We start from the raw sequence: 23,833 nt of genomic DNA on the forward strand, positions 1-23,833 counted from the left end.
ATCTATTGAAATTATATCATATTGGATTATAATAGTGAATGGATTACTTACTTTCGTTTCCGTATCGACTTTTTCTCAGTTTCCAGAAATTGATACACCGGAAAGGCATCTCCCTGATTCGTCAAAGCAATAATACAGGTATTGTCGCTCAGGTCTCTCCAGATAATACTTCTGAATCCATTGATTCCACCGGTATGCATTGCGGTATCGTCAGAAATGTACCATCCGAATGCATAATCACTCGTTTTTCCATTTTTTAAAACGGGCAGTTCATACATAATTTTTGTGTTTTCCTTATTCAGTAACTGATGCTTTCTTAAAGCCTGGTCGAATTTATATAGATCCCATGTCGTAGAATAGATCCCTCCATCCCCCAATGTTAAAAGAAAATAATCATCCGGTTTTTTATCTATATCATACGCTTTGGCAATATCGGAAGGCGGTACCGTTTGAGCATCAAAAACAAATGAATTCTGCATATTCAAAGGAGCAAAAATTCTATTTTGAATAAAATTTTTATATGACTGTCCGGATACAGCCTCTATAATTTGTCCAAGTATGATATATCCACTATTACAATATTCGAATTGACTGCCGGAAGGAAATGTTAATCCGGGTTGCTTTTTTAGAAAGGCCAGGACATCTTCATTGGTGATCCTGTTGTCTGAGATCAAAACATTCTCATAATCCTTTAATCCTGAAGTGTGGTTAAGCAATTGTCTGATACTGATATTTTGTGCATATTCCGGAAGGTCCATTAGATATTGGCTTGCTTTATCATCAAACGACAACTTGTGCTCCTGCTGTAAAAGCATAATCGCTGTTGCAGTAAAAGGTTTGGTTACAGACGCAATACAGAACGGCGTATCCTTGGTCATAAGTTTTTTGTCTTCAAAATTTTTATATCCCAATGCTGTATCACATATTATTTTTCCTTTTTCAACTATGAGAACGATACCATTAAATTTCCCTTTCTTGTAAAAATTTATAAGAATATCTTTTTCTGATTTTTTGTTGCAGGAAAATAAAATGAATAAAACACTACCTAAAATAACTGAAATTCTGATCATGGTTGAAAAAGTTTAACATACAATAAGTCAGTAATGTAAATGAAAAGTTACAGGGGTGAATTTCCATCTTGCTGATATGAATTCCGAAATATTCCGATCAATGATATGAAGATTGTTTTTAAGACTTTTTGTAATGAGGATTGCTAAACGCGATGAAATAGGATCTGTTGTTTTTTTACTTTTGTACCAGCAGGAAAATTGCTAATTTGTAAGCCTAATAAACCTGATATGCAAAGCAGACGAAACTTTATCAAAAAGACAGCAGTTGCTTCTTTGGCTCTTGCCGTAAATCCGCTAGATCTAATGGCTGGTCCATTACCTGAAAGTCATAAAACCATAAACAAACCGATCGTCCTGTCAACCTGGAATTTTGGTTTAAAGGCCAATGAGGAAGCATGGACGATTCTTGGCAAAAACGGAAGAGCGTTAGATGCTGTTGAAAAAGGAGTACGTTTGGTAGAGTTGGATCCCACGGAAAGAAGCGTGGGATATGGCGGACGCCCGGACAGAGATGGAAGAGTAACACTTGATGCCTGTATCATGGATGAAAACTACAACATCGGATCGGTTGCCTGTATTGAAAATATTAAAAATCCAATTTCTGTAGCCAGAGCCGTGATGGAAAAGACTCCACACGTTATGCTGGTAGGAGATGGTGCTTTTCAGTTTGCCCTGTCTCAGGGGTTTAAAAAAGAAAACCTATTAACGCCAGAATCTGAAAAAGAATGGAAGGAATGGCTTAAAAACAGCAAGTACCAACCTATCGTAAATATTGAAAACCATGATACCATCGGAATGATTGCATTGGACGCTCAGGGAAATCTTTCCGGAGCTTGTACTACCAGCGGTATGGCCTTTAAAATGCACGGAAGGGTAGGAGATTCTCCCATTATCGGAGCCGGATTATTCGTAGATAACGAAGTGGGTGCCGCTACAGCAACGGGACATGGTGAAGAAGTAATAAGAACTGTTGGAACTCACCTGGTTGTGGAACTGATGAGACAAGGAAGAAATCCGCAGCAAGCCTGCAAAGAAGCGGTTGAAAGAATTGTAAAGATTGCACATAGAAGAAATAAAAATCTGAAAGATATTCAGGTAGGTTTTATTGCATTAAATAAAAACGGGGAATATGGATCTTATTGCATACAGGACGGGTTTAATTTTGCGGTACATGACCAAAAAGGAAACAGGCTGGAAACTCCTGAGTTTGCCTTGAAATAATAATCAGAAATCAGAAATTATTTTTACTAATTCCTAAAAAATTAAAAATGTCAAAGATAGAAATAGCATGTTTTAATCCTCATTCTGCCATCGTTGCTTTTGAAAATGGGGCAGACAGAATAGAATTATGTGATGGTTTAAGTGAAGGAGGAACTACACCAGATTTTGAAACGACTAAAAAACTAAGAGAAAAGATAAACATTCCTGTTTTTGTCATGATCCGTCCCCGTGGAGGAAATTTCACTTATACAAATGAAGAATTTGAACAGATGAAAAGTGAGCTTACCCAGCTTAAATCTCTTAATGTCGACGGCTTTGTTTTCGGAATTTTAGATGAGAATGATGAGGTTAATATGGAACAAAATAAAACCCTGGTTGAAATAGCATATCCGTTACCTTGCACTTTTCACCGTGCCTTTGACAGGGCAAAAGGTTTAGAAAGCTCATTGGAAAAAGTGATCAGCTGTGGTTTTAAAACGATTCTTACTTCCGGACAGAAACCTAATGTTTCCGAGGGTAAAGAAAATCTGAAAAAATTGGTAGAGCTTTCAAATGGGAGAATAGAAATTCTTGTGGGTGGAGGACTAAGATCAATCAATATCCAGGATATCCGTGAATTTACAAACGCAGCCTATTTTCATTCTTCAGCTATTACGGATGGTGGGCAGTTTGCCGACGCAGATGAGGTAATTGCTTTGAAGAATAAATAACAGAATCTGATACTGCCAACCACGGTTCCTGATAATGATCATTAAATTTTTAATATAAAGATTTAAAAACAATTAACAATCTGCCATTTAACCAGGCCTGCCCATTCATTCTGATGAACTCCTTATAAAAGATGGAATTCTTAGAATTGTAAATAAACTCATCAATGAATAAAACCATACTTATTACCTTTTTTCTTATTCACAATTTTCTTAGTGCACAATTTTCCGAGCGCAGTTTATCATCCGAAAAATGGCAGTTTAAAAACTCAAAAGAAACTCAGTGGCTTTCTGCAAAAGTACCGGGAACCGTGCATCAGGATTTGATGGATAATAAATTGATCCCCGATCCATTTAAAGATGAAAATGAGAAAAAAGTCCAATGGGTAGAAAATGAAAACTGGGATTATCAGACCCATTTTAAAATTTCATCACACGAGCTGAAAAACCAAAATATAGATCTTGTATTTGAAGGCCTGGATACCTTTTCTGAAATTTACCTTAATGGAAAACTTCTTCAGAAGACGGATAACATGTTTAGAAAATGGAGTATTCCTGTTAAAAATTATCTGAAACCGGGCGACAATATTCTAAAGATTTCATTCAGGTCTGCTGTAGAAGAAGGTAAAAAGCTGGCTCAAAAAGTTCCTTTCACGATGCCTGAAAGCCCTAGAAGCTTTGTTAGAAAGGCACAGTATCAGTTTGGTTGGGACTGGGGTCCGAGATTGGTTACGGCAGGAATATGGAAAGAGGTAAAACTGGACTTCTGGAATGATGCTAAGATTAAAAGCATAAAGGATTTACAAAATGTATCGGGGGAACCTAAAGGTAATTTTAGCTTTGAAGTTGATATCGAAGTACAGACACCAGGTAATTATGCCTTAAAAATCAATAATTCCCAAAAGACCTTTTCTCTTGGAAAAGGTGAAAATAAAATAAGATTTCCCTATCAAATCGATGGATTGAAAATCTGGCAGCCAAATGGTTGGGGAGATGCCAATCTTTATGATTTTAAAATTAATCTTTTAAAAGGAGAAAAAGAGATTCATGCAAAAAGCCTGAGAACGGGATTCAGAACTATAGAACTGGTTCAGGAAAAGGATGAAAAAGGGAAGTCTTTCTATTTTAAGGTCAATAATCAACCGTTATACATTAAAGGCACAAACTGGATTCCGGCAGATAGCTTTTCACCAAGGATTACGAAAGAAAAATATCAGAAACTGATAAAAGATTGCAAAGAAGCAAATATCAACATGATCCGCGTTTGGGGTGGTGGGATTTATGAAGATGATGAGTTTTATAAGGCATGTGATGAGAATGGAATTCTCGTGTGGCAGGATTTTATGTTTGCGGGAAGTTTTTATCCCTCTGATGCGGATTTTCTGAACAATGTAAAAGAGGAGGTAAAAGATCAGGTCACCCGTTTGCAGAATCATCCTTCCATAGCTTTATGGTGTGGAAACAATGAAGTAGACGAAGCTATTGTCAACTGGGGATACCAGAAACAATTTAAATATTCGAAAGAAGATTCTTTGCAGGTTTGGAAAGATTACAGAAAGGTCTTTCATGAATTAATTCCCAACACATTAAAAGAAAAGCTGGCCTCTGATAAGAATATATATTGGCCAAGCTCGCCATCGATCGGCTGGGGCCATAAGGAAAGCCTTACAGAAGGTGACTCTCATTACTGGGGCGTGTGGTGGGGTGAACAGCCCTTTGAAGTGTATAATGAAAAAGTAGGGCGTTTCATGTCTGAATATGGATTTCAGGGAATGCCAAGTCTTGAGACCACGAAAACTATGTTTTCCGGAACTCCTCAACTCGATCTGAATAATGGTACTATAAAAGCACATGAAAAGCATGCAAGAGGTTGGGAAATCATCAATACATATATAGAACGGGATTATCCTGTACCTGCTGATTTTATAAAATACAATTACATCTCACAACTGCTGCAGGCACGTGGAATGCAAATCGCTATTGAAGCACATCGAAGAGCAAAACCTTATAATATGGGAACGTTATATTGGCAGCTTAACGATTGTTGGCCTGTGGTTTCGTGGTCTTCTATCGATTATTCCGGAAATTGGAAAGCTTTGCACTACCAGGTCAAAAGGAGTTTTGAGCAGCAGGTTATTCTGGCAGAAGAAAAGGACAATAAACTGAATTTATTTGCTGTTAACGATCTTATACAGGACTTGAACGGTGTAAGTGCAACCATAGAAGTAACCACATTTAAAGGGGAGATTATTAACAGGATTTATTCCGGGAACAGGAATTTAAAGGATATTATATCCTTTGATCCAATAGAAATTGAAAAGATACTTGGCCGGTTTTCCAGGAACGAAGTATTTCTAAATGTGGCTTTAAATGATAAAAGTAACAAAGAAATAGCACAAAATACTTATTTCCTTGTAAAGCCTAAAGATCTGAAGCTCTCAAAACCTGCGGTACATATCAAAAAAATATCTTCTTCAGAGATCGAAATATCTACGGATGTTTTAACTAAAAATATTTATCTGATGGGAGATACTCATTTCAGTGATAACTTCTTTGATTTGCTTCCCAAAAAACCAAGACGTATTAAACTTTCAAAGCCATTGGATAAAATAGAAGTGATGAGTTTATGGGACGTCATTAATCCCTGATTATAGTAAAATCCAGAGAAAAAGATAGTCCATGCATAGTTTTCGGTTAAAAATCGATTCAATTTCTATGTCCGGCTGAAAAATCAATCTTACATTTGCAACATATTTAGACACAATTATGGTGAATTTTGTTTTGATAGCGGTATGTATTTTGGCTGGAATGGTATTCAGATCAACCAAGTCAATTCATCCGGATGCCCATAAAGGAATCAATACCTGGATTCTTTACCTGGCCCTGCCTGCCGTTTCATTTAAATATTTACCTAAAGTTCACTGGACACTGGAAATGCTTTTTCCTATTGTGGCGACATTCCTTATTGCGGTATTCAGTTTTGTGTTTATGTCGGTTTATAGCAAGAAAAAAGGTTATTCAAGGCGTTCACAAAGTACAATGGAGCTTATTAGCGGATACAGCAATACTTCCTTTATCGGTTTTCCATTAATAAGTGCTTTTTATGGAGAAAGCCTTTTGAGCATTGCTATTATTTGTGATCAGACTATGTTTTTCAGTCTTTCTACCTTGGGAATTATTGCCGCAGTAAAAGGAGGTAGTAGGTCGGGGAAAGTAAGTGCGGTATTCATTTTGAAAAGATTGATTACATTTCCTCCGTTAATTGGATGTATCAGTGCGCTGATCCTCTCCCAGTTTATTGATTTTACAGCTGCTGAGCCCTTCTTTGATAAATTAGCTGCGACAGTAAGTCCATTAGCTTTGTTTTCCGTGGGGTTACAGTTAAAATTTAATGGCTGGAAAAAACTCATTCCCCAAATGTCTGTATCTATGCTGTATAAGCTGATTCTGGCACCGGCGATTGTTTTGGGATTGGCTTTTCTTTCAGGCATTAAGGGAGATATTGCCAAAATTACCATCTTCGAAGCTGCAATGCCTACTCTTGTAACTTCAAGTATTATTGCCGAACAGTTCAGGCTGAATACCAAACTCACTAATTTAACCATCGGATTCAGTATTATCGTCGGATTCTTAACAACCGCTATCTGGTATAGAATAATTGAAATATTTTTTAATTAAAAATAAGTTTTGACGAAAAAAACCGCAGTAATAAAGAAATTGAAGATAACTATTCCTGTACGCAGTTTTACAGGATCCAGCTTTTTTGTAAAATGAGCTCCAAAATAACCTCCTGAAATTGTGGCAACCATCATGGTGCAGGTTTCCGGCCAGTAAACCTTCCCTGCAAAAATAAAAAGTACAACAGCTACCGCATTGGCAATTCCTGTAAACAGGGTTTTATTGGCATTGATTACTTTAATATCCGATAAACCGAATAACGCCCAAACGGCCATCATCATTATTCCTACGGCTCCACCAAAGTAACCGCCATATATTCCTAAAAGAAACTGAGCACCCAGTACTAATCCCGCTCCGATATGCATTTTCTTTCTCAACCAGTTACCGGCCTGCCTCCCAAATGCAAAAGCCATGGAACCTAACAAAAGCAACCATGGAACGACAAGATTGAATCCACTGGATGGTGTATATAGCAATAACAGACCTCCGGCACAACCTCCCAGCAGAGTCAGTATAATCATCGCTACTATTGAAATAGCAGGGAAAGGTTTAATATATTCTCTGAATTTCCATGCACTGGCTAAGCTTCCCGGAAACAGGGCAACGGTACTTGAAGCATTGGCCTGAATCGGGGGAACACCGGCATATACAAGTGCGGGAAATGTAATAAATGATCCACCGCCAGCTGCTGCATTAATCGCTCCGGCCAGGAGTCCAATAAAAAAAAGCAGGATACAATTTTCCATGAATCAAATTGAATAACAAATATAGGTTACAAAATGGCGAACAACTCATAAAAAATTGCAGTTCTGTGAAGAATGATTTAATTTTACACTTTAATCATTTCTCTTGCGATACGCCCAAATTGTTTTACCATTAAATTTAAAAGGTTCTTTTACTTACAAAGTGCCTGAAGAGCTAATGCCGTTACTACAAACCGGAATGAGGGTTTTAGTTCCGTTTCGTGGAAAAAAAATCTACACAGGAATTGTTTTTGAAATTCATGATACAGAACCGGAAGGGTTTATTCCAAGGGAAATCATTAGCATTCTGGACGAATCTCCTATTTTGCCTCAGGAGCAGATCGGTTTCTGGAACTGGCTTTCTGCCTATTACCTTTGTAATTTGGGTGAAATCTATCGTTTTGCATTTCCTTCCTCATTAAAGCTTGAAAGTGAAACATATCTGAAATTAAAGCCGAACGTAACAGTTGATTTTGAAAATCTGGATGTTAATGAAATGTATCTCATTCAGGCACTTGAAGTCCGGCAACTTATCAATCTTACAGATCTTGAAGCTTTTATTCCTAAAAAAGATATTATAAAAACAATCAATTCGTTGATTGATCTGCAATACATTGAAATCGATGAAAAGATTGGCGAAAAATACAAAGCGAAAGAAGTTGCTTACGTCAGGATCAACGAAGAACTTTTAAACAATGAAAGTCTTACTGTAATTCTCGGAAAACTGAACAAAGCACCTAAGCAAAAGGATCTTTTTCTTCTCATTTTATCGCATCAGACTGAGAATCCGGATACTTTTATTAAAAAGTCAGATCTTTTTGAAGATGGAGTGTTTGGGCATTCCCATTTAAAGCCTCTGGTAGATAAAAACTTCATCGAAGAATATTATCTGCAAAAAGACAGGCTGGAAAGTTATGATGGGGAAATAGAAGATATAGAAGCGCTTTCCGAGGCTCAGAAAGAAGCAAAAGAGGCAGTTGATGAAGCTTTTGAAGAAAGAAGAAATGTACTGCTTCATGGGGTGACTTCATCGGGAAAAACCCATATTTATTTAGAGAAGATAGAGGAGTGTGTTCAGCAGGGCAAAAATGTTTTGTTTTTGCTTCCTGAAATTTCTCTTACCAAACAAATTACGCAGAGGCTTGAAAAAAAATACGGTCGGAAATTGGGCTTCTATCACCAGAAGCTAACGGATTTTGAAAAAGTAGAGGTCTGGAGAAGAATCAAAAATAATGATATCCAAATCCTTATAGGAACAAGAAATGCACTGTTTCTGCCCTACCAGAATCTTGGGTTGGTCATTGTAGATGAAGAGCATGATTCTGCTTATAAAGCCCGGGAGGTTTCCCCTTATTTTAATGCAAAAGATTCTGCCTTGGTATTTGGTAATTTTTATGATGCCCGTGTGATCTTAGGTTCTGCCACTCCTTCCGTGGAAAGCTATTATCTAGCCCGTAAGGAGAAAATGAAATATGTTTTCCTTAATGAAAGATTCGGAAATGTTCAGTTGCCGGAATTTGAACTTATAAATTTTAAAGAAGCTCAGGATTCTAAAAAAGTTTCAGGAAATTTCTCGTTACAACTGATCGATGAAATAAAAAAAGTACTGGAAGAGCGGAATCAGGCTATTATACTTCATAACCGCCGTGGTTATGCCAATGTTCTGGAATGTGAATCCTGTGGATATGTTAATTATTGTTCCAATTGTGATGTGGTAATGACATATCATAAGGCTGCGAATGAAATGAAATGCCATTATTGCGGACAACGGGCTTCCAGGCCTAAAGTATGTCCGAAATGCCATTCAGAGAATCTGAATGAAAGAGGAGTTGGTGTTGAACAGATCCATGAAGAAGTTTCCAAATTATTTCCTGAAAACGAGGTAGATCGTATGGATGTCGATTCCATGCGGAAAAAATTTGCCTATGAAAAACTTTATGAAAAGATTGAAGACAGGGAAACTGATATTGTAGTGGGCACACAGATGATTTCAAAAGGATTGGATTTCGATCATATTGAACTGGTCGCTATTCCTAAAGCGGATTCTTTATTATATGTACAGGACTTCAGAGCTGAAGAAAGGGCCTTCCAGCTGATTACCCAGGTTGCGGGAAGGGCAGGACGGGTGTCTGGAAAAGGAAAAATCTATATTCAAACATTTAATCCTGAGCATTCAGTCTTTCAGCTGATCAAAATGAATAAGGTTTCCAAGATATACTACTATTTTTTAAAAGAGCGCCAGAAATTCCATTATCCGCCTTTCACAAAGCTTATTATGATTGAGCTGAAACACAGGAGAGAAGATAAAGTAAACAGGGCTTCCCAGTTTCTGGGTTCTGTTCTAAGAAAATACCTTCCGGAAGAATGTGTTTTAGGTCCGGAAAGGTCTCAGATTGCAAGGATTAATAATCTGTATCAGTTCCAGATATTACTCAAACTTCCCCGTGGAAAAAACTATGAAAAATACAAAGAGCAGGTTTTGCTAAGTTTAAAAGATTTTGATGAAATAACTGCTTATCAGAGCATCAAAAAAGACGTTTTCGTGGATTTTTAACAATTTTTAACAAATTTTATAGCCTTTTATCAGACTATAATGGTCTGATTTCTAACAATATTTTCTACTTTTGGTCGTTGATTAATTGTTTGGTGCCTTTATTGGATGATTATTATGAATCGTTTTTTATGGTTTCCAGACATAGAAACAAAACTAAGATAGATGGTAAATTTCAGAAAATATATTTCAAGCGTAGCGGTACTGGCTTCTGGGTTTTTCCTTGCTCAATCTACCGTTTCTACCGTTCTTTACTCTCAGGCTTATGACAATCAGAAAACGAATTTAAACTTACCTTCTCCTATAACTTCTGTTGTGGAGAAAACAATTCTGTCGGCTAAAGAACTCGTAGATATTAATGTAAACACTCTGGTTTCCGATCCTGTGCTGAAAAATGCATCGTGGGGATTTGTAGTGTACGACCCGAAAACGAAGAAAGTAATTTCTTCATACAATGAAAACACTCCTTTGGTTCCTGCTTCTACAACAAAACTTTTGACCACAGAAACAGCTTTGAATCTGTTGGGAGAGAACTATCGTTGGATGACTCAGCTGGAATACTCAGGAAGTATAGATGAAAACGGGGTTTTAAATGGTAATCTTTATGTCGTAGGAAGCGGGGATCCATCGCTTGGAACAAACAAAGGCGGAGCGTTATCCTATAGAGAGATTGTTTCAGACTTTCTTAGTGGAATCTCTCACGAAGGAATCAAAAGGGTAAATGGTGATATTATCATCCAGACAGCACTTTTCAAAGGTAATATTTCAAGACTTCCGGAAAATGTTGTTTGGTTGGAAAATAACAACTATTATTTACCGGTTGGAACCACCCGTGAGATTAATCCGGCTAATGAAAAACTGATTGTAAAGAAATCAGGTAATTTCTCTACTGAGAAAAAGTATTTTTATGTATCTCCTTATGCCAATCAGATGGTATATGCGGATAAATATGAAGGAGATGGTGTTCTTACCACTAAGCTACCTGATGCCCCGGCATATCTTGCCAATACTTTAAGGGCGACCATGGTGAAAAGTGGAATTGCAGTTAGTGGAAAAGTTACTCCGAAAATGACAGATCCTATGCCGGAGAGCAGAAAGCTGATTTCAGCATACAAATCTCCAACTTTGAGTGATATTATTTATTACACCAACCAGCATAGTGATAATTCTTTAGCAGAAGCACTATTAAAAACAGTAGGATTCCAGAAACTGGGAGATCAGACTTCAGAATCGGGAAGAATTGTTGTAACAACCCATTTGAAAGAAAATGCCTTTGATGTTAATGGTTTAAACTATATGGACGGAAGTGGGCTTTCAAGAAGCAATACCGTCACTCCTATTTCACAGGCGAAGTTTTTAACTTCATTAATGGATGAAAAGTATTATAAAGCTTACCTGACTTCACTTCCTGTAGGAGGACAATCGGGAACATTAAAGAGAATGTTTATCGGAACAGGAAACGGACAGATATTTGCTAAGACAGGAACTTTAAATAAAGTAAAAACTCTGGCAGGGTATATGAAAACCAATTCCGGGAAGACCCTTGTGTTCTCACTGATGGTTAACAACTATGCAGGATCCGTAGATATGGTGAAGAAAAGAATGGAAAGGCTGCTGGAACCGGCATTAGACCTTTAAAAATATTTATTTAATATCATAAGAACCTTTTAATCAATGATTAGAAGGTTTTTTTTATCTTTGGTCATTATTATAAAAATAAAAATGAAAAAACTTTATCTTGTAGTTTTATGCATTATTTCATTTGGATCATTGCATAGTCAGAATCAAAATGTTGAAATGAAGGGATTAATAGCAAAAGAGATGAAAGCTTTTGCCCAAAAGATGACGGCACCCAACATCAATCCCCATACATTAAACTATGATCTGCAATATCAAAGGATGGATGTTAAGCTGGATCCTGCAGTTTACAATATCTCCGGTTCGGTAACATCACATTTTAAGCCTAATCAGAGTATGAGCAGTATCTATTTTGATTTGGCCAATACCTTAACTGTTTCCCAGGTGAAATACCATGGAAATAATTTGAACTTTCAACAATTATCCACGAAAGAAGTAAAAATCGACTTCCCTTCCTCCCTTCCTGCGAATGTGCTTGATTCATTAACAATACAGTATGCTGGCCCACCGGATACGGCAAATAATGCTTTTTCCACCGGTTCCCAAAACGGGGAGCTTATTCTCTCAACCCTTAGTGAACCTTATGGCGCACAGGATTGGTTTCCGACAAAACAAAGTTTAAATGATAAAATTGACCGTTTTGATTTTAAAATTACAACACCAAATCAGTATAACGTAGCTGCCAATGGAAAGCTGATGTCTGAGACGGCACTTCCGAATAATAAAAAGCTGACATTCTGGAGAACAATGTACCCAACCAGTGCATATTTAGTAGCCCTTGCTATCACTAATTTTGTTAAGCTTAATGATACTATGGGAAATCCACCTTTCCCTTTTGTAAATTATGTATATCCTACAACTGTAAATAATACGGCAGTAATGTCCAATATAGAATGGACCAAACAGATCATGAACACTTTTGAAACTTATTTCGGACTTTATCCTTTCCGTAATGAGAAGTATGGACATATGGAGTTTCAGTACGGAGGTGTGTGTATGGAGCATCAGACGATGTCTTCAATGAGTTCCTGGGGAAAAAGTGTAATAGCTCATGAGCTGGCTCACCAATGGTTTGGGGATAAAGTAACCTGTGGTTCGTGGAATGATATCTGGCTGAATGAAGGATTTGCCACATTCGGGGAGCACCTTGCCAATGAAAAGTTACTGATGACCCAACCTGAATTTATGAATTACTTATCAGGTCAGAAAGATTATATTACCAGTTCTCCAGGAGGAAGTACTTATGTTGCTGATGCGAACCTAGGGAATCAGGGGGCTATTTTCAGTGGCAGATTATCTTACGCGAAAGGAGGCTATATTCTGAGAATGCTTAAATGGATCTTAGGAGACGCTGCTTTTTATCAGGCAATTCAGGAATATCATTCCAGACCCAACTTAGCGTACAGCTACGCTAAAACAGCAGATCTTACGGCTTCTTTACTACAATCTACCGGTAAGGATTTTTCGGGATTTTTCAGTGATTGGGTGTATGGTGAAGGGTATCCTACCTATGATATCAGATGGAGGGAATCTTCTAATCAAACCATTACGATTAAAGTTAGCCAGACTCAAAGTAATTCTTCCGTAAGCTTTTATGAAATGCCTCTTCCGATAAAGGTAAACGGAACAGCAGGACAGGTCGCTTATCTTACTTTAAACAATACCTCAAATAATCAATATTTTGTAGAACCGGTACCGTTCCCGATTGCCAATGTTCAGTTCAATTATGAATACCAGATTTTGGAAAGAAATTCTACTGTAGCAAAAGATAACAGCCTGAGCGTTGAAAATATTGAGAAAGATCAGTTTGCACTATATCCAAATCCGGCTAAAAATGAACTTTATCTGAAAGGAATGGAAAAATCAGCAGAATTTGTCATCTATTCCATAGACGGTAAGTTGGTAAGATCCGGAAAATATCAACCCGGAAAGTCTATCCATATTGCTGAGCTTATTCCCGGAGTATATGTCTTTAAAATCGATGATAGAAGCGTGAAGTTTGTGAAAGAATAATTTTTATAACATCATTATCAAGAAAGCGGTTTATTCTAAAATACTTGGAATAAACCGTTTTTTTTTATGTGGAATCAGATTATAAACTTTTTTAAGCGACGAGTTTTGTCGCAATTCAAAGCTAACTTTGTACAAATGACTATCTTACTTCAGAAAAACACTAAATTTGTAATACATTGAATAACAACTTACACTAACACAATCACCAAAAACAATTACTATGAGAAAATTAAAATTACAGATGCAGATGACTATCGATGGTTTTGTAGCCGGTCCGGAGGGCGAACAGGATTGGGTATGGCTAAGCCCGCCGGATGAGGTGGGTTTTCAGAAAATCGTTGATCTTGCTGAGAGCAGTGACACACTTTTACTGGGAAGGAAGATGACCCGACCATTCATTGATCACTGGGAAAATGTGGCAGATAATATGCCCGATCATCCTACCAACCATTTAGCAAAACTGATCGTTGATATGCGTAAAATTGCTTTTAGCCGGACAGAAAACAATATAGCCGGCAGAAATCTGGAAGTAGATAATAATGATCTTATAACGTCAGTAGAAGCTCTTAAAAAGGAGGAGGGAAAAGATATTCTTGTGTATGGTGGTGCTGATTTTGTAAGCTCGCTGATCGATCAGGATCTTGTTGATGAATATTATATTGTTGTGAATCCGGTGGCGATCGGAAAAGGTCTTCCTATTTTTAATGGCCGGAAAGTTTTACAACTGGAAAGTTCTCTTGCCCTTAAAAGTGGAAAAATATTTAATAAATATCTTCCGGTTAGGGAAAATCAATAATTTATTGAAAAATAGAGAAGTTGGGTATGGAAATAATGAAACTGTCTCAAAATTCAGATAATTATCTTTTCTCAACTTAAGCTTGACGGAAAATATCATAAGAACAAATATTTTATATCCTTCATCATATATTCGCTCAAAATGATATTTTGAGACAGTCTTTTTTTGTTATTTCAGAATCCTTGCAACTGCTCTTTTTGCTTTCCTGTGGGCTTTCCTTACTTTAAATTCGAACCATTTTTCTTTAAATAAATTTCGCATAGCATTATCAAAATGCCTGATCATGACCAGATTTTTAAATCCTCTCCATTTTTCGAGCCAGCTGGAAGGAAGAGCTCTGACAGAGACGGAATATCCTTCTGTTTCATATTGGATATAGTGCCACCATCCGGAAGGGATGTAAAGTGTTTCTCCGGGATGGATAACGGCTTCGTAACCTTTTAGATACTTTAAAGCAGGAAATTCTTGATAATCGGGTTCCTTAATATTAGCTAAACTGTGAAAATTATAAGGTAATTTGTACATCAGACTGGATTGTTCCCAGGGAAATAGCCATATCTTTTTAATGCCTTGAAACTGGGTGATGAAAACATGGGACATATCAATATCAACGTGGCTTCTGGTAATGGAGCCTTTACCACCAAAAAACATAAAGGGAAGCCACTTTAGAATTTTTCCATTGGTAACATCATTATAGTGGATGTCGCTTTTCATTTCAGGTTTTATAGTGAGCAGGTTAAAAAGAAAAAGCCTGTGTTCTGTTGGTTTTGTGCTGATCAGGTCCAGATATTCAGAAAAATGGCTCTGAGCGATAGGTTTACTCGCAACCCTATCCAAAGATTCAAGGTCACTGCCATAAATATTGACCTTATGATTACCTGCTATTTCTTTAAAATAATCATAGCTCCACTTTTTAAAAGCCGGGCTTTCTGGATCTGCAAAATCTTCGATTATAACCGGAAGGCGAGGTTTCATGTAGAGATTCAGAAAATTTATTGATGGTATATTCCTAACTTTTTGTACAGATGATAACTTCATTTTTAGAATTTAAAGGACAAATATAAAATTATTATCCTACTAAATTAGTAGACTAATTGTTAAAATGAATGTTTCTGCTCAATTTTTTAGAATAAGAATCATAAAAGAGGATAGTTTACCGCCTTTTTACTAAATTAGCGCATCTAAAAAATTACTAAAAATGATCTCTGAAAAATATCTTCAAAATTTACAGAACGAGCTTAAAAATATTGAAAACGACGGGCTTTATAAGAGAGAAAGAATCATTACTTCCCAACAGAGTGCGGAAATAGAAGCTAACGGTAAAAAGTTGCTGAACTTCTGTGCTAATAATTATCTGGGACTTTCCAATAATCCTGAAGTGATGAAAGCATCCCAGGATATGATCGCTTCTCACGGATATGGAATGTCATCCGTTCGTTTTATCTGTGGAACCCAGGATATTCATAAGCAGCTGGAAGAGAAGATCGCTCAGTTTTTAGGATTGGAAGATACGATCTTGTATGCAGCATGTTTTGATGCTAACGGTGGTGTTTTTGAACCGCTTTTCACCGAGGAGGACGCCATTATTTCAGATGAACTGAACCACGCATCGATTATTGACGGGGTTCGTCTTTGTAAAGCGGCAAGATACCGTTATAAAAACAATAATATGGAGGATCTGGAAGCTCAGCTGAAAGCGGCTTCTGAAAAAAATCACCGCTTTACGATCATTGTTACCGATGGGGTTTTCTCTATGGATGGTATTGTAGCTAACCTGAAGGGGGTATGTGATCTTGCGGATAAATATGGTGCCTTGGTAATGGTAGATGACTCTCACGCCACTGGTTTTATTGGAAAAACAGGTCGTGGAACACATGAAGCGAATGAAGTAATGGGTCGGGTAGATATTATCACCTCTACCTTAGGAAAGGCACTGGGTGGAGCTTTAGGAGGATTCACTTCGGGTAAAAAAGAGATTATCGATATGCTGAGACAACGTTCCCGCCCTTATCTGTTTTCCAATTCATTAGCTCCGGGTATTGTGGGTGCAGCATTGAAGGTGTTGGATATGATCTCTGCTGACACGTCACTTCGTGATCAGGTGATGGAAAATGCAGAATACTTCAGAAGAGAAATGAAAGCTAAAGGTTTCGATATTCCTGACGGAGATGCTGCGATCGTTCCGGTAATGCTTTATGATGCGCCATTGGCTCAGAAAATGGCAGAGAAACTTATGGACGAGGGAATTTACGTAATTGGTTTCTTCTATCCTGTAGTTCCTAAAGGAAAGGCAAGAATCAGGGTTCAGCTTTCTGCTGCCCACACCAGAGAACATCTGGATAAAGCTATTGCTGCTTTTGAAAAAGTGGGGAAAGAGCTTAGTGTGATCTCTTAAAAATATTAAAAAATAAGAATTGAAAACTTGGGATTGTTCGGCTGTTTTTGTGGCTGATGATCCCAAAGTTATTTCAAAGGTTGAAGTGAGAGACGGGAGTATGGTATCGTATTGTTTTATAAAAAATAGAAAGTTTTTAAAATGCTTTACACAATAATCAAAGCGCTGCATATTATTTTTATGGTCAGTTATTTTGCAGGGATTTTTTACCTTGTGAGGATATTTGTTTACTATAAAGATACCGATGAATTCTCTGAAGAAAAGAAAAGTATCCTAAGAGAACAGTATACCTTCATGGCAAGAAGGCTTTGGAATATCATTACAGTTCCTGCAGGAGTGATCATGGCGGTTTGCGGACTGGTGATGATCTTTCTCAATACAGGATTGATGAAAATGCCTTGGTTTCATTTAAAACTAACATTCCTTGTCGGTTTGGCGATCTACCATTACTGGTGCTGGAAAAAAGTTCTTCAATTAAAAGCACTTCACGGAAATACATTACAGACAGCTAACATAAAACTGAGACAGGCGAATGAGATTGCCACATTCATTTTATTCCTCGTCGTTTTTACCGTTATTCTGAAATCTTCAGTAATTGAGTACTGGTGGCAATTAATTGCCGGATTTTTCGTTCTTGTATTTTTAATCATGATGACCGTGAAACTGGTCAATAAAAACAAAAAAAAGAAACAATAGAAAAAGGGTATCGTGTGTACATCAATACAATCCCTTTTACATTTTACTAAAAAACTATGATTGCAATTTTAAAAAAAGAACTTTGGAGTTACTTCGGGAACTGGAGTGCGTGGATCATTATCGCAGCTTTCAGTCTGATAGCGACTCTTTTTTTGTTTTTTTTCGACAACGACTCTAATATCTTTGAGATCGGAATGGCCTCATTACAAAGCTATTTTGTTTTGGTCCCATGGCTACTGATGTTCATTATTCCGGCACTTTCCATGAAAACTTTTGCAGAAGAGCAGCAAACGGGAACTTTGTACTGGTTGTTTTCCCAGCCTTTAAAAATATCGGACCTAGTATTAGGAAAGTTTCTTTCCGTTTGGGTGGTCGGCATCTTATGCCTCATTCCTTCGTTGATCTATCTGTATACCGTTTATGTTTTGGGAGTTCCTGCGGGGAATATTGACCTGGGAATGACCTTTGGGAGTTATATCGGATTGATCATGCTTATCGCTGCTTTTTCGGGTGTAGGGATTTTAGCGTCATCGTTGTCTCAGAATCAGATCATGGCTTATCTGTTAGGTGTTTTCATGTGTTTTATCATGTATTTCGGAATCGAGCAGTTAGCAAGCTATAAATTGTTGGGTGGAGCAGATTTTATCTTACAGAATATAGGTTTTTATCAGCATTTCCTTGGATTTACAAGAGGGTTGATCGATTTCAAAGATGTAGCCTATTTTGTTCTGATCATCGGTGTTTCATTAGTATTGTCCAATCATTTTATCAATAAAAAGAAGTAGAATTATGAAGAAGATACCTTTTAAATCTCCATTAGGAATTTTATTGTTTGTGATCCTGCCTTTAGTGATTATTCTTGCTGTTTCTGGGATCAGATTGGATTTAACGAAAGAAAAAAGATATACCCTTTCCGATAATACCATCAAAGTATTGGAATCGGTTAAAAAGCCTCTGACTGTGGAGGTATATCTGGAAGGAGATTTCCCGGCCAGCTTCAAACAGTTGCAAAGTGAAACGAAGTTTATGCTGGAGGAATTCAGAAAGATCAATCCGAAAATTGATTTTAAATTTATTGATCCCATCAAAACCAAAATGTCCCAGGATACTTTGATGGCGATGGGAATGCAGCCTTCCGTTCTTCCTGATGTAAAAGACGGTAAAGTTTCCCAGATCGTATTATTCCCGTATGCGGTTCTTAAGTACAATAAGGGCGGCGTTTCTATCCCGCTGGTGGTACAGCAGGCCAATATCAATGCCGATGAACAGCTGACGAAATCCATTGAAAATTTAGAATATAATCTTGTATCGAACATCAAGAATATTGCCACAGATAAGAGAAAGAAAATAGGAGTTTTGGTTAACCAGGATGAATTAAGTCCGGGAGAATTCCAGGGTTTTATGCATTTGGCATTAGAAAACTACGATGCCGGTCCTGTGATTCCTAAAAACCAGGTTGAGCTAACGGCTGCGGATGTTCCGTTGCTGAAACAAATGAGCGCTCTGGTCATTGCAAAGCCGAGAAAAGCATTTACAGATGGTGAAAAAGTGATCCTGGACCAGTATATTATGAACGGAGGAAAAACATTATGGATGATTGATGCCGTAAATGCTGAAATGGATACCTTAACCCGATCTAAAAAGGTAATGCCATTCCCGGTGGATATCAACATGACTGATTTCTTCTTCAACTATGGAATCAGGATCAATCCTGCTTTGGTTAAAGATGTAAAGAAATTCGCTTTGTTAAGGCTGGTAACGGGAGAGGTGAGTGGCAATCCGCAGTATACAAGTCTTCCATGGCCCTATTTTCCTTTGGGTATTGCTGAAAAGAACGACCCGATCACCAAGAATATCAATCCGGTAAAATTTGAATTTCCCACATCAATTGATACTTTAGGCAGAAAGAATATTAAAACCAAAGTTCTTTTTGAATCGAGTGAAAGGACTTTATTGAAACAGGTTCCGAATTATGTGGATCTTAAAGAAATTTCAAGCGTAGATAGTCTTGGGCAAATGGAAAAGCCAAGTACTCCGAAAATCTTTGCTGTAGCATTGGAAGGGAAATTTACTTCTGCTTATGCTTCGAGAATTGAAAGAAAATCCTATCCTGGTTTTAAAGGTCAGAGCCCGGAAAATAAAATGATTGTGATTGCAGATGGTGATGTAGGAAGAAATAAAGTGATCAAGGGAGAACCTTTGCCGTTAGGAGTAGATTTATTAACCAATGAACAATTTGGAAATGAACAGTTCCTGCGAAACGCTTTGGATTACCTTTTAGATGACAGCAACCTGATGGAATTAAGAAACAGGAATATCGAAGAAAGGCTATTGGACAGACAGAGAATTACAGAAGAAAAGACCAACTGGCAATGGTTTAATTTGCTGCTTCCGCTAGTCATTATTGGGTTACTCGGAGGATTGTTCTTCTGGTTGAGAAAAAGAAAATTCAATTAAACGATAATGAATTGAAAAAGAGAAACTTTACGGTTTCTCTTTTTTATTGATCAGAATATACTTTACTGTGTCAGGCTCTTACTAATACCGTCTCGTATCGCTTCTCCAAGCACTTCAACATTAATATCCTTCAATGCTTTGAACTTAATACAATAACCGGTCACACTGGCTTTTCCTATTTTTTCACCATAGGTTTGGGGTAAATAGTTTTTATCATCAATACCAAGAATGTAAATTGAAATACCTGTTGTATTAGCGCTGAGGCCAATCTGGTAAAAATCCCGGGTACTTCCATCAGCATATTTCATAACCCGGAAACCATATCCGATATTGGGATTGGAAACCGTTTTTCCTTCTTCATTTTTACCATCCAGAAACCATAATTTACATTCTGGCATCACTTGCAGAATGTACTGATGCAGGGTTTCCATATCTCGGCGTTTCGTGTCTGATTGAGTGGAAATGTAATGGTTGATTTGTTCTTCTATAGTCATAGGTAATATACTAACTTTAGAAATGATCAACGAGAAATATCTTACTTAGATTTTAATTTTTGGTTTTCCTCCTTTAAGGCTTCAATCTGTTCTTTTAAAACCTTAATATAATCCTGTAAGTTTTCTATAACCGAATCCGGGATATTGAACTGCTGATTGTAAAAATTACCGGAATTTGAGTTATCGCTGAAAGTTGAATTATCATTATGTACTATACCTGTAGGTCTTTCCTCTTTTATTTCTTCTACAGGAACATCCAAAGCGGCTGCAAGCTTTTCCCATTCGTCATCATATATTCTTATTTCTCCTCTTTCCTTACGGGAGTAGTTGGAAGGATCTGTTGCGATAATGCCTGCCAGTTTCTCCTGTGAGAATCCTCTTTGTTTTCTTAAATTTCGTAGTTTTTCCATAATGATGTTGTACCTGTGTTTTGTACAAATATAAAAAAATGAGATGGAACTTTTAAGTTTTCTTTTAATATAGATACAAGAGAAAAGATTTAAAATAAGATAAATGTTTTCTTAGCATATAGAAAATTGAGAATCCTTGAAGAGTGAAATTTATATTATAATTCTAAGTTTTGCTAAGTCTCATCTTATAACTTAAATAAAATAAAGATAGACTTATTACCAAAAATAAGCAACCACTGAAATAGACATAGATTTCAAATTGATTAAACCAATGTTCCAGATACAAAGGTTTAAAGGGAAATGATGCCTGTTTTAAAAATATAAGTAAAAAGCTGATCACAATAACAATTAAAGAATTGATCCAGCTTAATTTTCGTTTTGAGGTGATCCATATACAGATCAGGCAGCCAATAATAAACCCTACAGTCTGGTAATTTCTGATCGTACTGATAAGGTCATTGAATTGTATGGAATCAATATTGTTTTTCTCAAACAGTTCAACTAAACTACCAGAGTTTTTAGCCGAATTTAAAAACAACTGCGAAAGGTGTATATCCGTTAAATAGGAAAATAACCTTGGCGGAATAAGAATAAAGTTAAAAGCAATAATCTGGATGACGATGTATTTGATTTCTGTTTTATTAAAAATATTCATGCTAGTATGTATGTAACAAAAATAGGAAAACAAAAAAGAGAAACCTTAAGGTCTCTCTAAAATCATTGATACATTTTTTACTTTTTATATTGTACAAAAAATCAAATTGTACAAACCTACCAAGGACTAATTCCAATTTCATCTTCAATATCATTACTGAAATACTGACCTGTTGGTCCGTTTTCATCAGTCAGAGTGTGCTTAATGATAAAAGAAGCAGCGCTTTCTACGGATCCTGGACCGCTGTGAGCATTGAAGTCTGTTGCTGTATAACCGGGATCTATTACATTGACCTTAAAGGGAAGTTCCCTTAATTCATACGCCAAAACAATGGTGTATGCATTCAATGCTGATTTTGATGGCCCGTAAGCGGCTCCCTTTACATGATAATATTTCCAGCTGGGATCGCTATGTAAAGTCAGAGAACCGAGCCCGGATGTGATATTGCTGATTCTCGGGCTGTCTGACTTTTTAAGAAGATCTAAGAAAGCCTGTGTAACGCTGATGACTCCGAAGAAGTTGGTATCGAAGACTTGCTGGATGTCCTTAATAGAAGTTTCTGAAGCAGTTTGCGGATTGATACCCAGAATTCCTGCGTTATTGATGAGAACATCCAGTTTTCCCTGTTCCCTTTCAATAGTATTCCTCGCTTCCGAAATAGAATCGGGGTTGGTAACATCTATTTCAATTGCTTTGATATTCTGATATCCTTTATCCTGAAGTTCTTTTACTACAGCTTCTCCTTTTTCAAGACTGCGGCTTCCAAGGTAGACCAATAGTCCTTTTGATGAGAGTTGTTTTGCAGTTTCCAGGCCAATACTTCTGTTGGCACCTGTGATTAATACTGATTTCATTTTCTTGTTTTATTTAGTGATGTAAAGGTGAGGTATTAAAAAATGAGATCTTTTGTCATTTGGCAAAAAGTGATCTTAGCGTATATTTTTTCTTATCCTGCTCAGGGAAGACTGTGTGATACCAAGATATGAGGCAATATAAGAAAGAGGAATCCGGTTGACCACAGTAGGGTAGATTTCAAGAAATTTGAGATAACGGGTGGTCGCATCTTCTGAAACCAGAGGGCTTCTTCTTTCTACCTTCTGGATGAGTGCTCTTGAAATAATTTTATGAACAATAGCTTCCCATCCGACAATGGTCTGCAACAGTTCGAGCCAGTCTTTCCGTGAAAAAACGATCATCGTACAATCCGTAACTGCCTGAACGTATGTGCTGGAATGAATTTCGTTATCAAAACTTTCCAGATCCACGACCAGATTATTTTCCTCGATAAAGTATTTGGTAATTTCTTCTCCTTTATTATCATAATAGCAGACCCGTAGAATACCATCAACGATAAATCCTACCTGTCTGGCAATTTTTCCGGCTTCGGAAAAATATTCATCTCTGGAAAGATGAAGTTCGGTGGATTTACTTTTTATAAATTCGATCTGCTGTTCATTGAGATTCCCAAACCTTAAAACGAAATTGAATAATTCTTTCATGTCCGAAATTTAGCTAAAGAAAATGATACCGTATTTGCCTTTTGGCAAAAAATACTTTTAAAACTATTATGGTTTGCCGTACAATTATTATAGGAGAGTTTCCTGAACAATAAACAATTTGTGGATAATATTCAGAGAAAAGTAAGCGATATTATGTTTAAAATAGCTAAAATTGCCTCGCGAATTTTGTTTATACTAAAGAAGAAAAATACATGAAAAGGCTGGGGAAGTTGTTTTTTGTACTATTGATAGGGACTTCAGGGTTAGTTTTGGCGCAAATCAAAGCAAAAGTAATCGGTATTAAGGACGGTGATACGATCCTGGTTCTTGATAAAAATAATAACCAGACCACATTACGTCTTGCTGAGGTAGATTGCCCTGAGAAAGGTCAGCCATTTGGAAAAAATGCCAAACAACTGACAAGTAATCTGGTATTTGGAAAAGAGATCCTATACTATAAAACCACTTCTGACCGGTATGGACGCATCATTGCCAAAGTATATTTCGATAAAGATCAGTACCTGTCCGAAGAGATTATAAAAAAAGGATTGGGATGGTGGTATTACCAATACTCTAATAATGAAAATCTTGGAGTACTCGAATCAAAAGCCAGAAGTCTTAAATTAGGATTATGGTCCGGAAGTGAAACAATTTCTCCATGGGAATGGAGGAAGAAAAAAAGAGAAGCTTCCCAACTTAAAGCAAAAGCTAAATTATCAGGAAATTCTCTAAGAGAAATAGCAAGGTAAATACTTTATCAGCTGTCAGGGTTGCTCATCAGAATAGTTTAAGAATATTCTTAATCTTTCG

The 23,833-nt window shown here is 37.0% G+C and carries 21 protein-coding genes; 13 read left to right on the forward strand and 8 right to left on the reverse strand.

The genetic code is table 11. From position 1 onward, the window contains the following. Window positions 1-47 precede the first annotated feature (47 nt). A complete protein-coding gene (locus G9C87_RS01815) occupies window positions 48-1,070 on the reverse strand; it encodes a serine hydrolase domain-containing protein (RefSeq protein ID WP_172277492.1) in 1,023 nt (340 codons plus the stop codon). 228 nt (window positions 1,071-1,298) lie between these two features. On the opposite strand from G9C87_RS01815, the gene G9C87_RS01820 reads away from it, so the two are divergent. The 4 genes from G9C87_RS01820 to G9C87_RS01835 all read left to right on the forward strand — a co-directional run bounded on the left by G9C87_RS01820 (window position 1,299) and on the right by G9C87_RS01835 (window position 6,676). Further along, a complete protein-coding gene (locus tag G9C87_RS01820) occupies window positions 1,299-2,291 on the forward strand; it encodes an isoaspartyl peptidase/L-asparaginase family protein (RefSeq protein ID WP_172277495.1) in 993 nt (330 codons plus the stop codon). A 47-nt stretch (window positions 2,292-2,338) separates the two neighbouring features. Next, entirely contained in the window at window positions 2,339-3,001 is a 663-nt protein-coding gene (locus tag G9C87_RS01825; RefSeq protein WP_172277498.1) for a copper homeostasis protein CutC, read from the forward strand. A 164-nt stretch (window positions 3,002-3,165) separates the two neighbouring features. Then, window positions 3,166-5,646, forward strand: a complete 2,481-nt coding sequence (locus tag G9C87_RS01830) for a beta-mannosidase (RefSeq protein ID WP_172277501.1) — start codon at window positions 3,166-3,168, stop codon at window positions 5,644-5,646. Between the two features lie 118 nt (window positions 5,647-5,764). Then, a complete protein-coding gene (locus G9C87_RS01835) occupies window positions 5,765-6,676 on the forward strand; it encodes an AEC family transporter (protein WP_172277504.1) in 912 nt (303 codons plus the stop codon). Here G9C87_RS01835 and G9C87_RS01840 read toward each other — a convergent pair. Then, window positions 6,673-7,422 (reverse strand): sulfite exporter TauE/SafE family protein, encoded by a 750-nt coding sequence (locus tag G9C87_RS01840; RefSeq protein ID WP_172277507.1) that lies wholly within the window; start codon window positions 7,420-7,422, stop codon window positions 6,673-6,675. The genes G9C87_RS01835 and G9C87_RS01840 overlap by 4 nt on opposite strands. Window positions 7,423-7,525: 103 nt before the next feature. On the opposite strand from G9C87_RS01840, the gene priA reads away from it, so the two are divergent. The 4 genes from priA to G9C87_RS01860 all read left to right on the forward strand — a co-directional run bounded on the left by priA (window position 7,526) and on the right by G9C87_RS01860 (window position 14,417). Then, window positions 7,526-9,973, forward strand: coding sequence for a primosomal protein N' (priA, locus tag G9C87_RS01845; protein ID WP_172277510.1), 2,448 nt, complete (start codon window positions 7,526-7,528; stop codon window positions 9,971-9,973). A 162-nt stretch (window positions 9,974-10,135) separates the two neighbouring features. After that, window positions 10,136-11,608 carry a D-alanyl-D-alanine carboxypeptidase/D-alanyl-D-alanine-endopeptidase gene (dacB, locus tag G9C87_RS01850; RefSeq protein WP_172277513.1) on the forward strand — a complete coding sequence of 491 codons (1,473 nt, stop codon included), beginning with the start codon at window positions 10,136-10,138 and terminating at the stop codon, window positions 11,606-11,608. Between the two features lie 84 nt (window positions 11,609-11,692). Next, window positions 11,693-13,621: a M1 family metallopeptidase gene (locus tag G9C87_RS01855; RefSeq protein WP_172277515.1), complete on the forward strand. Its 1,929-nt coding sequence runs from the start codon at window positions 11,693-11,695 to the stop codon at window positions 13,619-13,621. A 220-nt stretch (window positions 13,622-13,841) separates the two neighbouring features. Next, a complete protein-coding gene (locus G9C87_RS01860; protein ID WP_172277519.1) occupies window positions 13,842-14,417 on the forward strand; it encodes a dihydrofolate reductase family protein in 576 nt (191 codons plus the stop codon). Window positions 14,418-14,585: 168 nt separating this feature from the next. Here G9C87_RS01860 and G9C87_RS01865 read toward each other — a convergent pair whose 3' ends face one another. After that, the gene (locus tag G9C87_RS01865) at window positions 14,586-15,455 is read right to left on the reverse strand and encodes a cupin-like domain-containing protein (protein WP_172277522.1); all 870 of its coding nucleotides are present in this window, start codon (window positions 15,453-15,455) and stop codon (window positions 14,586-14,588) included. Between the two features lie 160 nt (window positions 15,456-15,615). Here G9C87_RS01865 and kbl point away from each other — a divergent pair, with 160 nt between their 5' ends. From kbl to gldG, 4 genes are all read left to right on the forward strand, one after another. Next, window positions 15,616-16,812, forward strand: coding sequence for a glycine C-acetyltransferase (gene kbl, locus G9C87_RS01870; RefSeq protein WP_172277525.1), 1,197 nt, complete (start codon window positions 15,616-15,618; stop codon window positions 16,810-16,812). Window positions 16,813-16,953: 141 nt separating this feature from the next. Continuing rightward, complete coding sequence (locus tag G9C87_RS01875; RefSeq protein WP_172277528.1) at window positions 16,954-17,508, forward strand: CopD family protein; 555 nt, start codon at window positions 16,954-16,956, stop codon at window positions 17,506-17,508. Window positions 17,509-17,564: 56 nt separating this feature from the next. Further along, window positions 17,565-18,293, forward strand: a complete 729-nt coding sequence (locus tag G9C87_RS01880; protein ID WP_172277531.1) for an ABC transporter permease — start codon at window positions 17,565-17,567, stop codon at window positions 18,291-18,293. A 4-nt stretch (window positions 18,294-18,297) separates the two neighbouring features. Continuing rightward, the gene (gene gldG / locus G9C87_RS01885) at window positions 18,298-19,965 is read left to right on the forward strand and encodes a gliding motility-associated ABC transporter substrate-binding protein GldG (RefSeq protein ID WP_172277534.1); all 1,668 of its coding nucleotides are present in this window, start codon (window positions 18,298-18,300) and stop codon (window positions 19,963-19,965) included. A gap of 62 nt (window positions 19,966-20,027) precedes the next feature. Here gldG and G9C87_RS01890 read toward each other — a convergent pair whose 3' ends face one another. From G9C87_RS01890 to G9C87_RS01910, 5 genes are all read right to left on the reverse strand, one after another. Next, window positions 20,028-20,459 carry a DUF1801 domain-containing protein gene (locus G9C87_RS01890; RefSeq protein ID WP_172277537.1) on the reverse strand — a complete coding sequence of 144 codons (432 nt, stop codon included), beginning with the start codon at window positions 20,457-20,459 and terminating at the stop codon, window positions 20,028-20,030. A gap of 41 nt (window positions 20,460-20,500) precedes the next feature. Beyond that, window positions 20,501-20,869 (reverse strand): helix-turn-helix domain-containing protein, encoded by a 369-nt coding sequence (locus G9C87_RS01895; RefSeq protein ID WP_172277540.1) that lies wholly within the window; start codon window positions 20,867-20,869, stop codon window positions 20,501-20,503. A 163-nt stretch (window positions 20,870-21,032) separates the two neighbouring features. Then, on the reverse strand, window positions 21,033-21,524 hold the full coding sequence (locus G9C87_RS01900; RefSeq protein ID WP_172277543.1) for a hypothetical protein: 492 nt from the start codon (window positions 21,522-21,524) through the stop codon (window positions 21,033-21,035). Between the two features lie 116 nt (window positions 21,525-21,640). Continuing rightward, entirely contained in the window at window positions 21,641-22,378 is a 738-nt protein-coding gene (locus G9C87_RS01905; protein ID WP_172277546.1) for an SDR family oxidoreductase, read from the reverse strand. A gap of 75 nt (window positions 22,379-22,453) precedes the next feature. Next, window positions 22,454-23,023 carry a Crp/Fnr family transcriptional regulator gene (locus tag G9C87_RS01910; RefSeq protein ID WP_172277549.1) on the reverse strand — a complete coding sequence of 190 codons (570 nt, stop codon included), beginning with the start codon at window positions 23,021-23,023 and terminating at the stop codon, window positions 22,454-22,456. A 212-nt stretch (window positions 23,024-23,235) separates the two neighbouring features. On the opposite strand from G9C87_RS01910, the gene G9C87_RS01915 reads away from it, so the two are divergent. Next, a complete protein-coding gene (locus G9C87_RS01915; RefSeq protein ID WP_172277551.1) occupies window positions 23,236-23,772 on the forward strand; it encodes a thermonuclease family protein in 537 nt (178 codons plus the stop codon). Window positions 23,773-23,833 lie beyond the last annotated feature (61 nt).

It is taken from the genome of Chryseobacterium sp. LAM-KRS1 (assembly GCF_013184525.1).
In the GTDB taxonomy this organism is placed as follows: domain Bacteria; phylum Bacteroidota; class Bacteroidia; order Flavobacteriales; family Weeksellaceae; genus Chryseobacterium; species Chryseobacterium proteolyticum.

Coding starts and splice junctions, on each gene's coding strand:
- G9C87_RS01815 (WP_172277492.1), bottom strand. CDS start 1,070: ATGATCAGAATTTCAGTTATTTTAGGTAGTGTTTTATTCATTTTATTT.
- G9C87_RS01820 (WP_172277495.1), top strand. CDS start 1,299: ATGCAAAGCAGACGAAACTTTATCAAAAAGACAGCAGTTGCTTCTTTG.
- G9C87_RS01825 (WP_172277498.1), top strand. CDS start 2,339: ATGTCAAAGATAGAAATAGCATGTTTTAATCCTCATTCTGCCATCGTT.
- G9C87_RS01830 (WP_172277501.1), top strand. CDS start 3,166: ATGAATAAAACCATACTTATTACCTTTTTTCTTATTCACAATTTTCTT.
- G9C87_RS01835 (WP_172277504.1), top strand. CDS start 5,765: ATGGTGAATTTTGTTTTGATAGCGGTATGTATTTTGGCTGGAATGGTA.
- G9C87_RS01840 (WP_172277507.1), bottom strand. CDS start 7,422: ATGGAAAATTGTATCCTGCTTTTTTTTATTGGACTCCTGGCCGGAGCG.
- dacB (WP_172277513.1), top strand. CDS start 10,136: ATGGTAAATTTCAGAAAATATATTTCAAGCGTAGCGGTACTGGCTTCT.
- G9C87_RS01855 (WP_172277515.1), top strand. CDS start 11,693: ATGAAAAAACTTTATCTTGTAGTTTTATGCATTATTTCATTTGGATCA.
- G9C87_RS01860 (WP_172277519.1), top strand. CDS start 13,842: ATGAGAAAATTAAAATTACAGATGCAGATGACTATCGATGGTTTTGTA.
- G9C87_RS01865 (WP_172277522.1), bottom strand. CDS start 15,455: ATGAAGTTATCATCTGTACAAAAAGTTAGGAATATACCATCAATAAAT.
- kbl (WP_172277525.1), top strand. CDS start 15,616: ATGATCTCTGAAAAATATCTTCAAAATTTACAGAACGAGCTTAAAAAT.
- G9C87_RS01875 (WP_172277528.1), top strand. CDS start 16,954: ATGCTTTACACAATAATCAAAGCGCTGCATATTATTTTTATGGTCAGT.
- G9C87_RS01880 (WP_172277531.1), top strand. CDS start 17,565: ATGATTGCAATTTTAAAAAAAGAACTTTGGAGTTACTTCGGGAACTGG.
- gldG (WP_172277534.1), top strand. CDS start 18,298: ATGAAGAAGATACCTTTTAAATCTCCATTAGGAATTTTATTGTTTGTG.
- G9C87_RS01890 (WP_172277537.1), bottom strand. CDS start 20,459: ATGACTATAGAAGAACAAATCAACCATTACATTTCCACTCAATCAGAC.
- G9C87_RS01895 (WP_172277540.1), bottom strand. CDS start 20,869: ATGGAAAAACTACGAAATTTAAGAAAACAAAGAGGATTCTCACAGGAG.
- G9C87_RS01900 (WP_172277543.1), bottom strand. CDS start 21,524: ATGAATATTTTTAATAAAACAGAAATCAAATACATCGTCATCCAGATT.
- G9C87_RS01905 (WP_172277546.1), bottom strand. CDS start 22,378: ATGAAATCAGTATTAATCACAGGTGCCAACAGAAGTATTGGCCTGGAA.
- G9C87_RS01910 (WP_172277549.1), bottom strand. CDS start 23,023: ATGAAAGAATTATTCAATTTCGTTTTAAGGTTTGGGAATCTCAATGAA.
- G9C87_RS01915 (WP_172277551.1), top strand. CDS start 23,236: ATGAAAAGGCTGGGGAAGTTGTTTTTTGTACTATTGATAGGGACTTCA.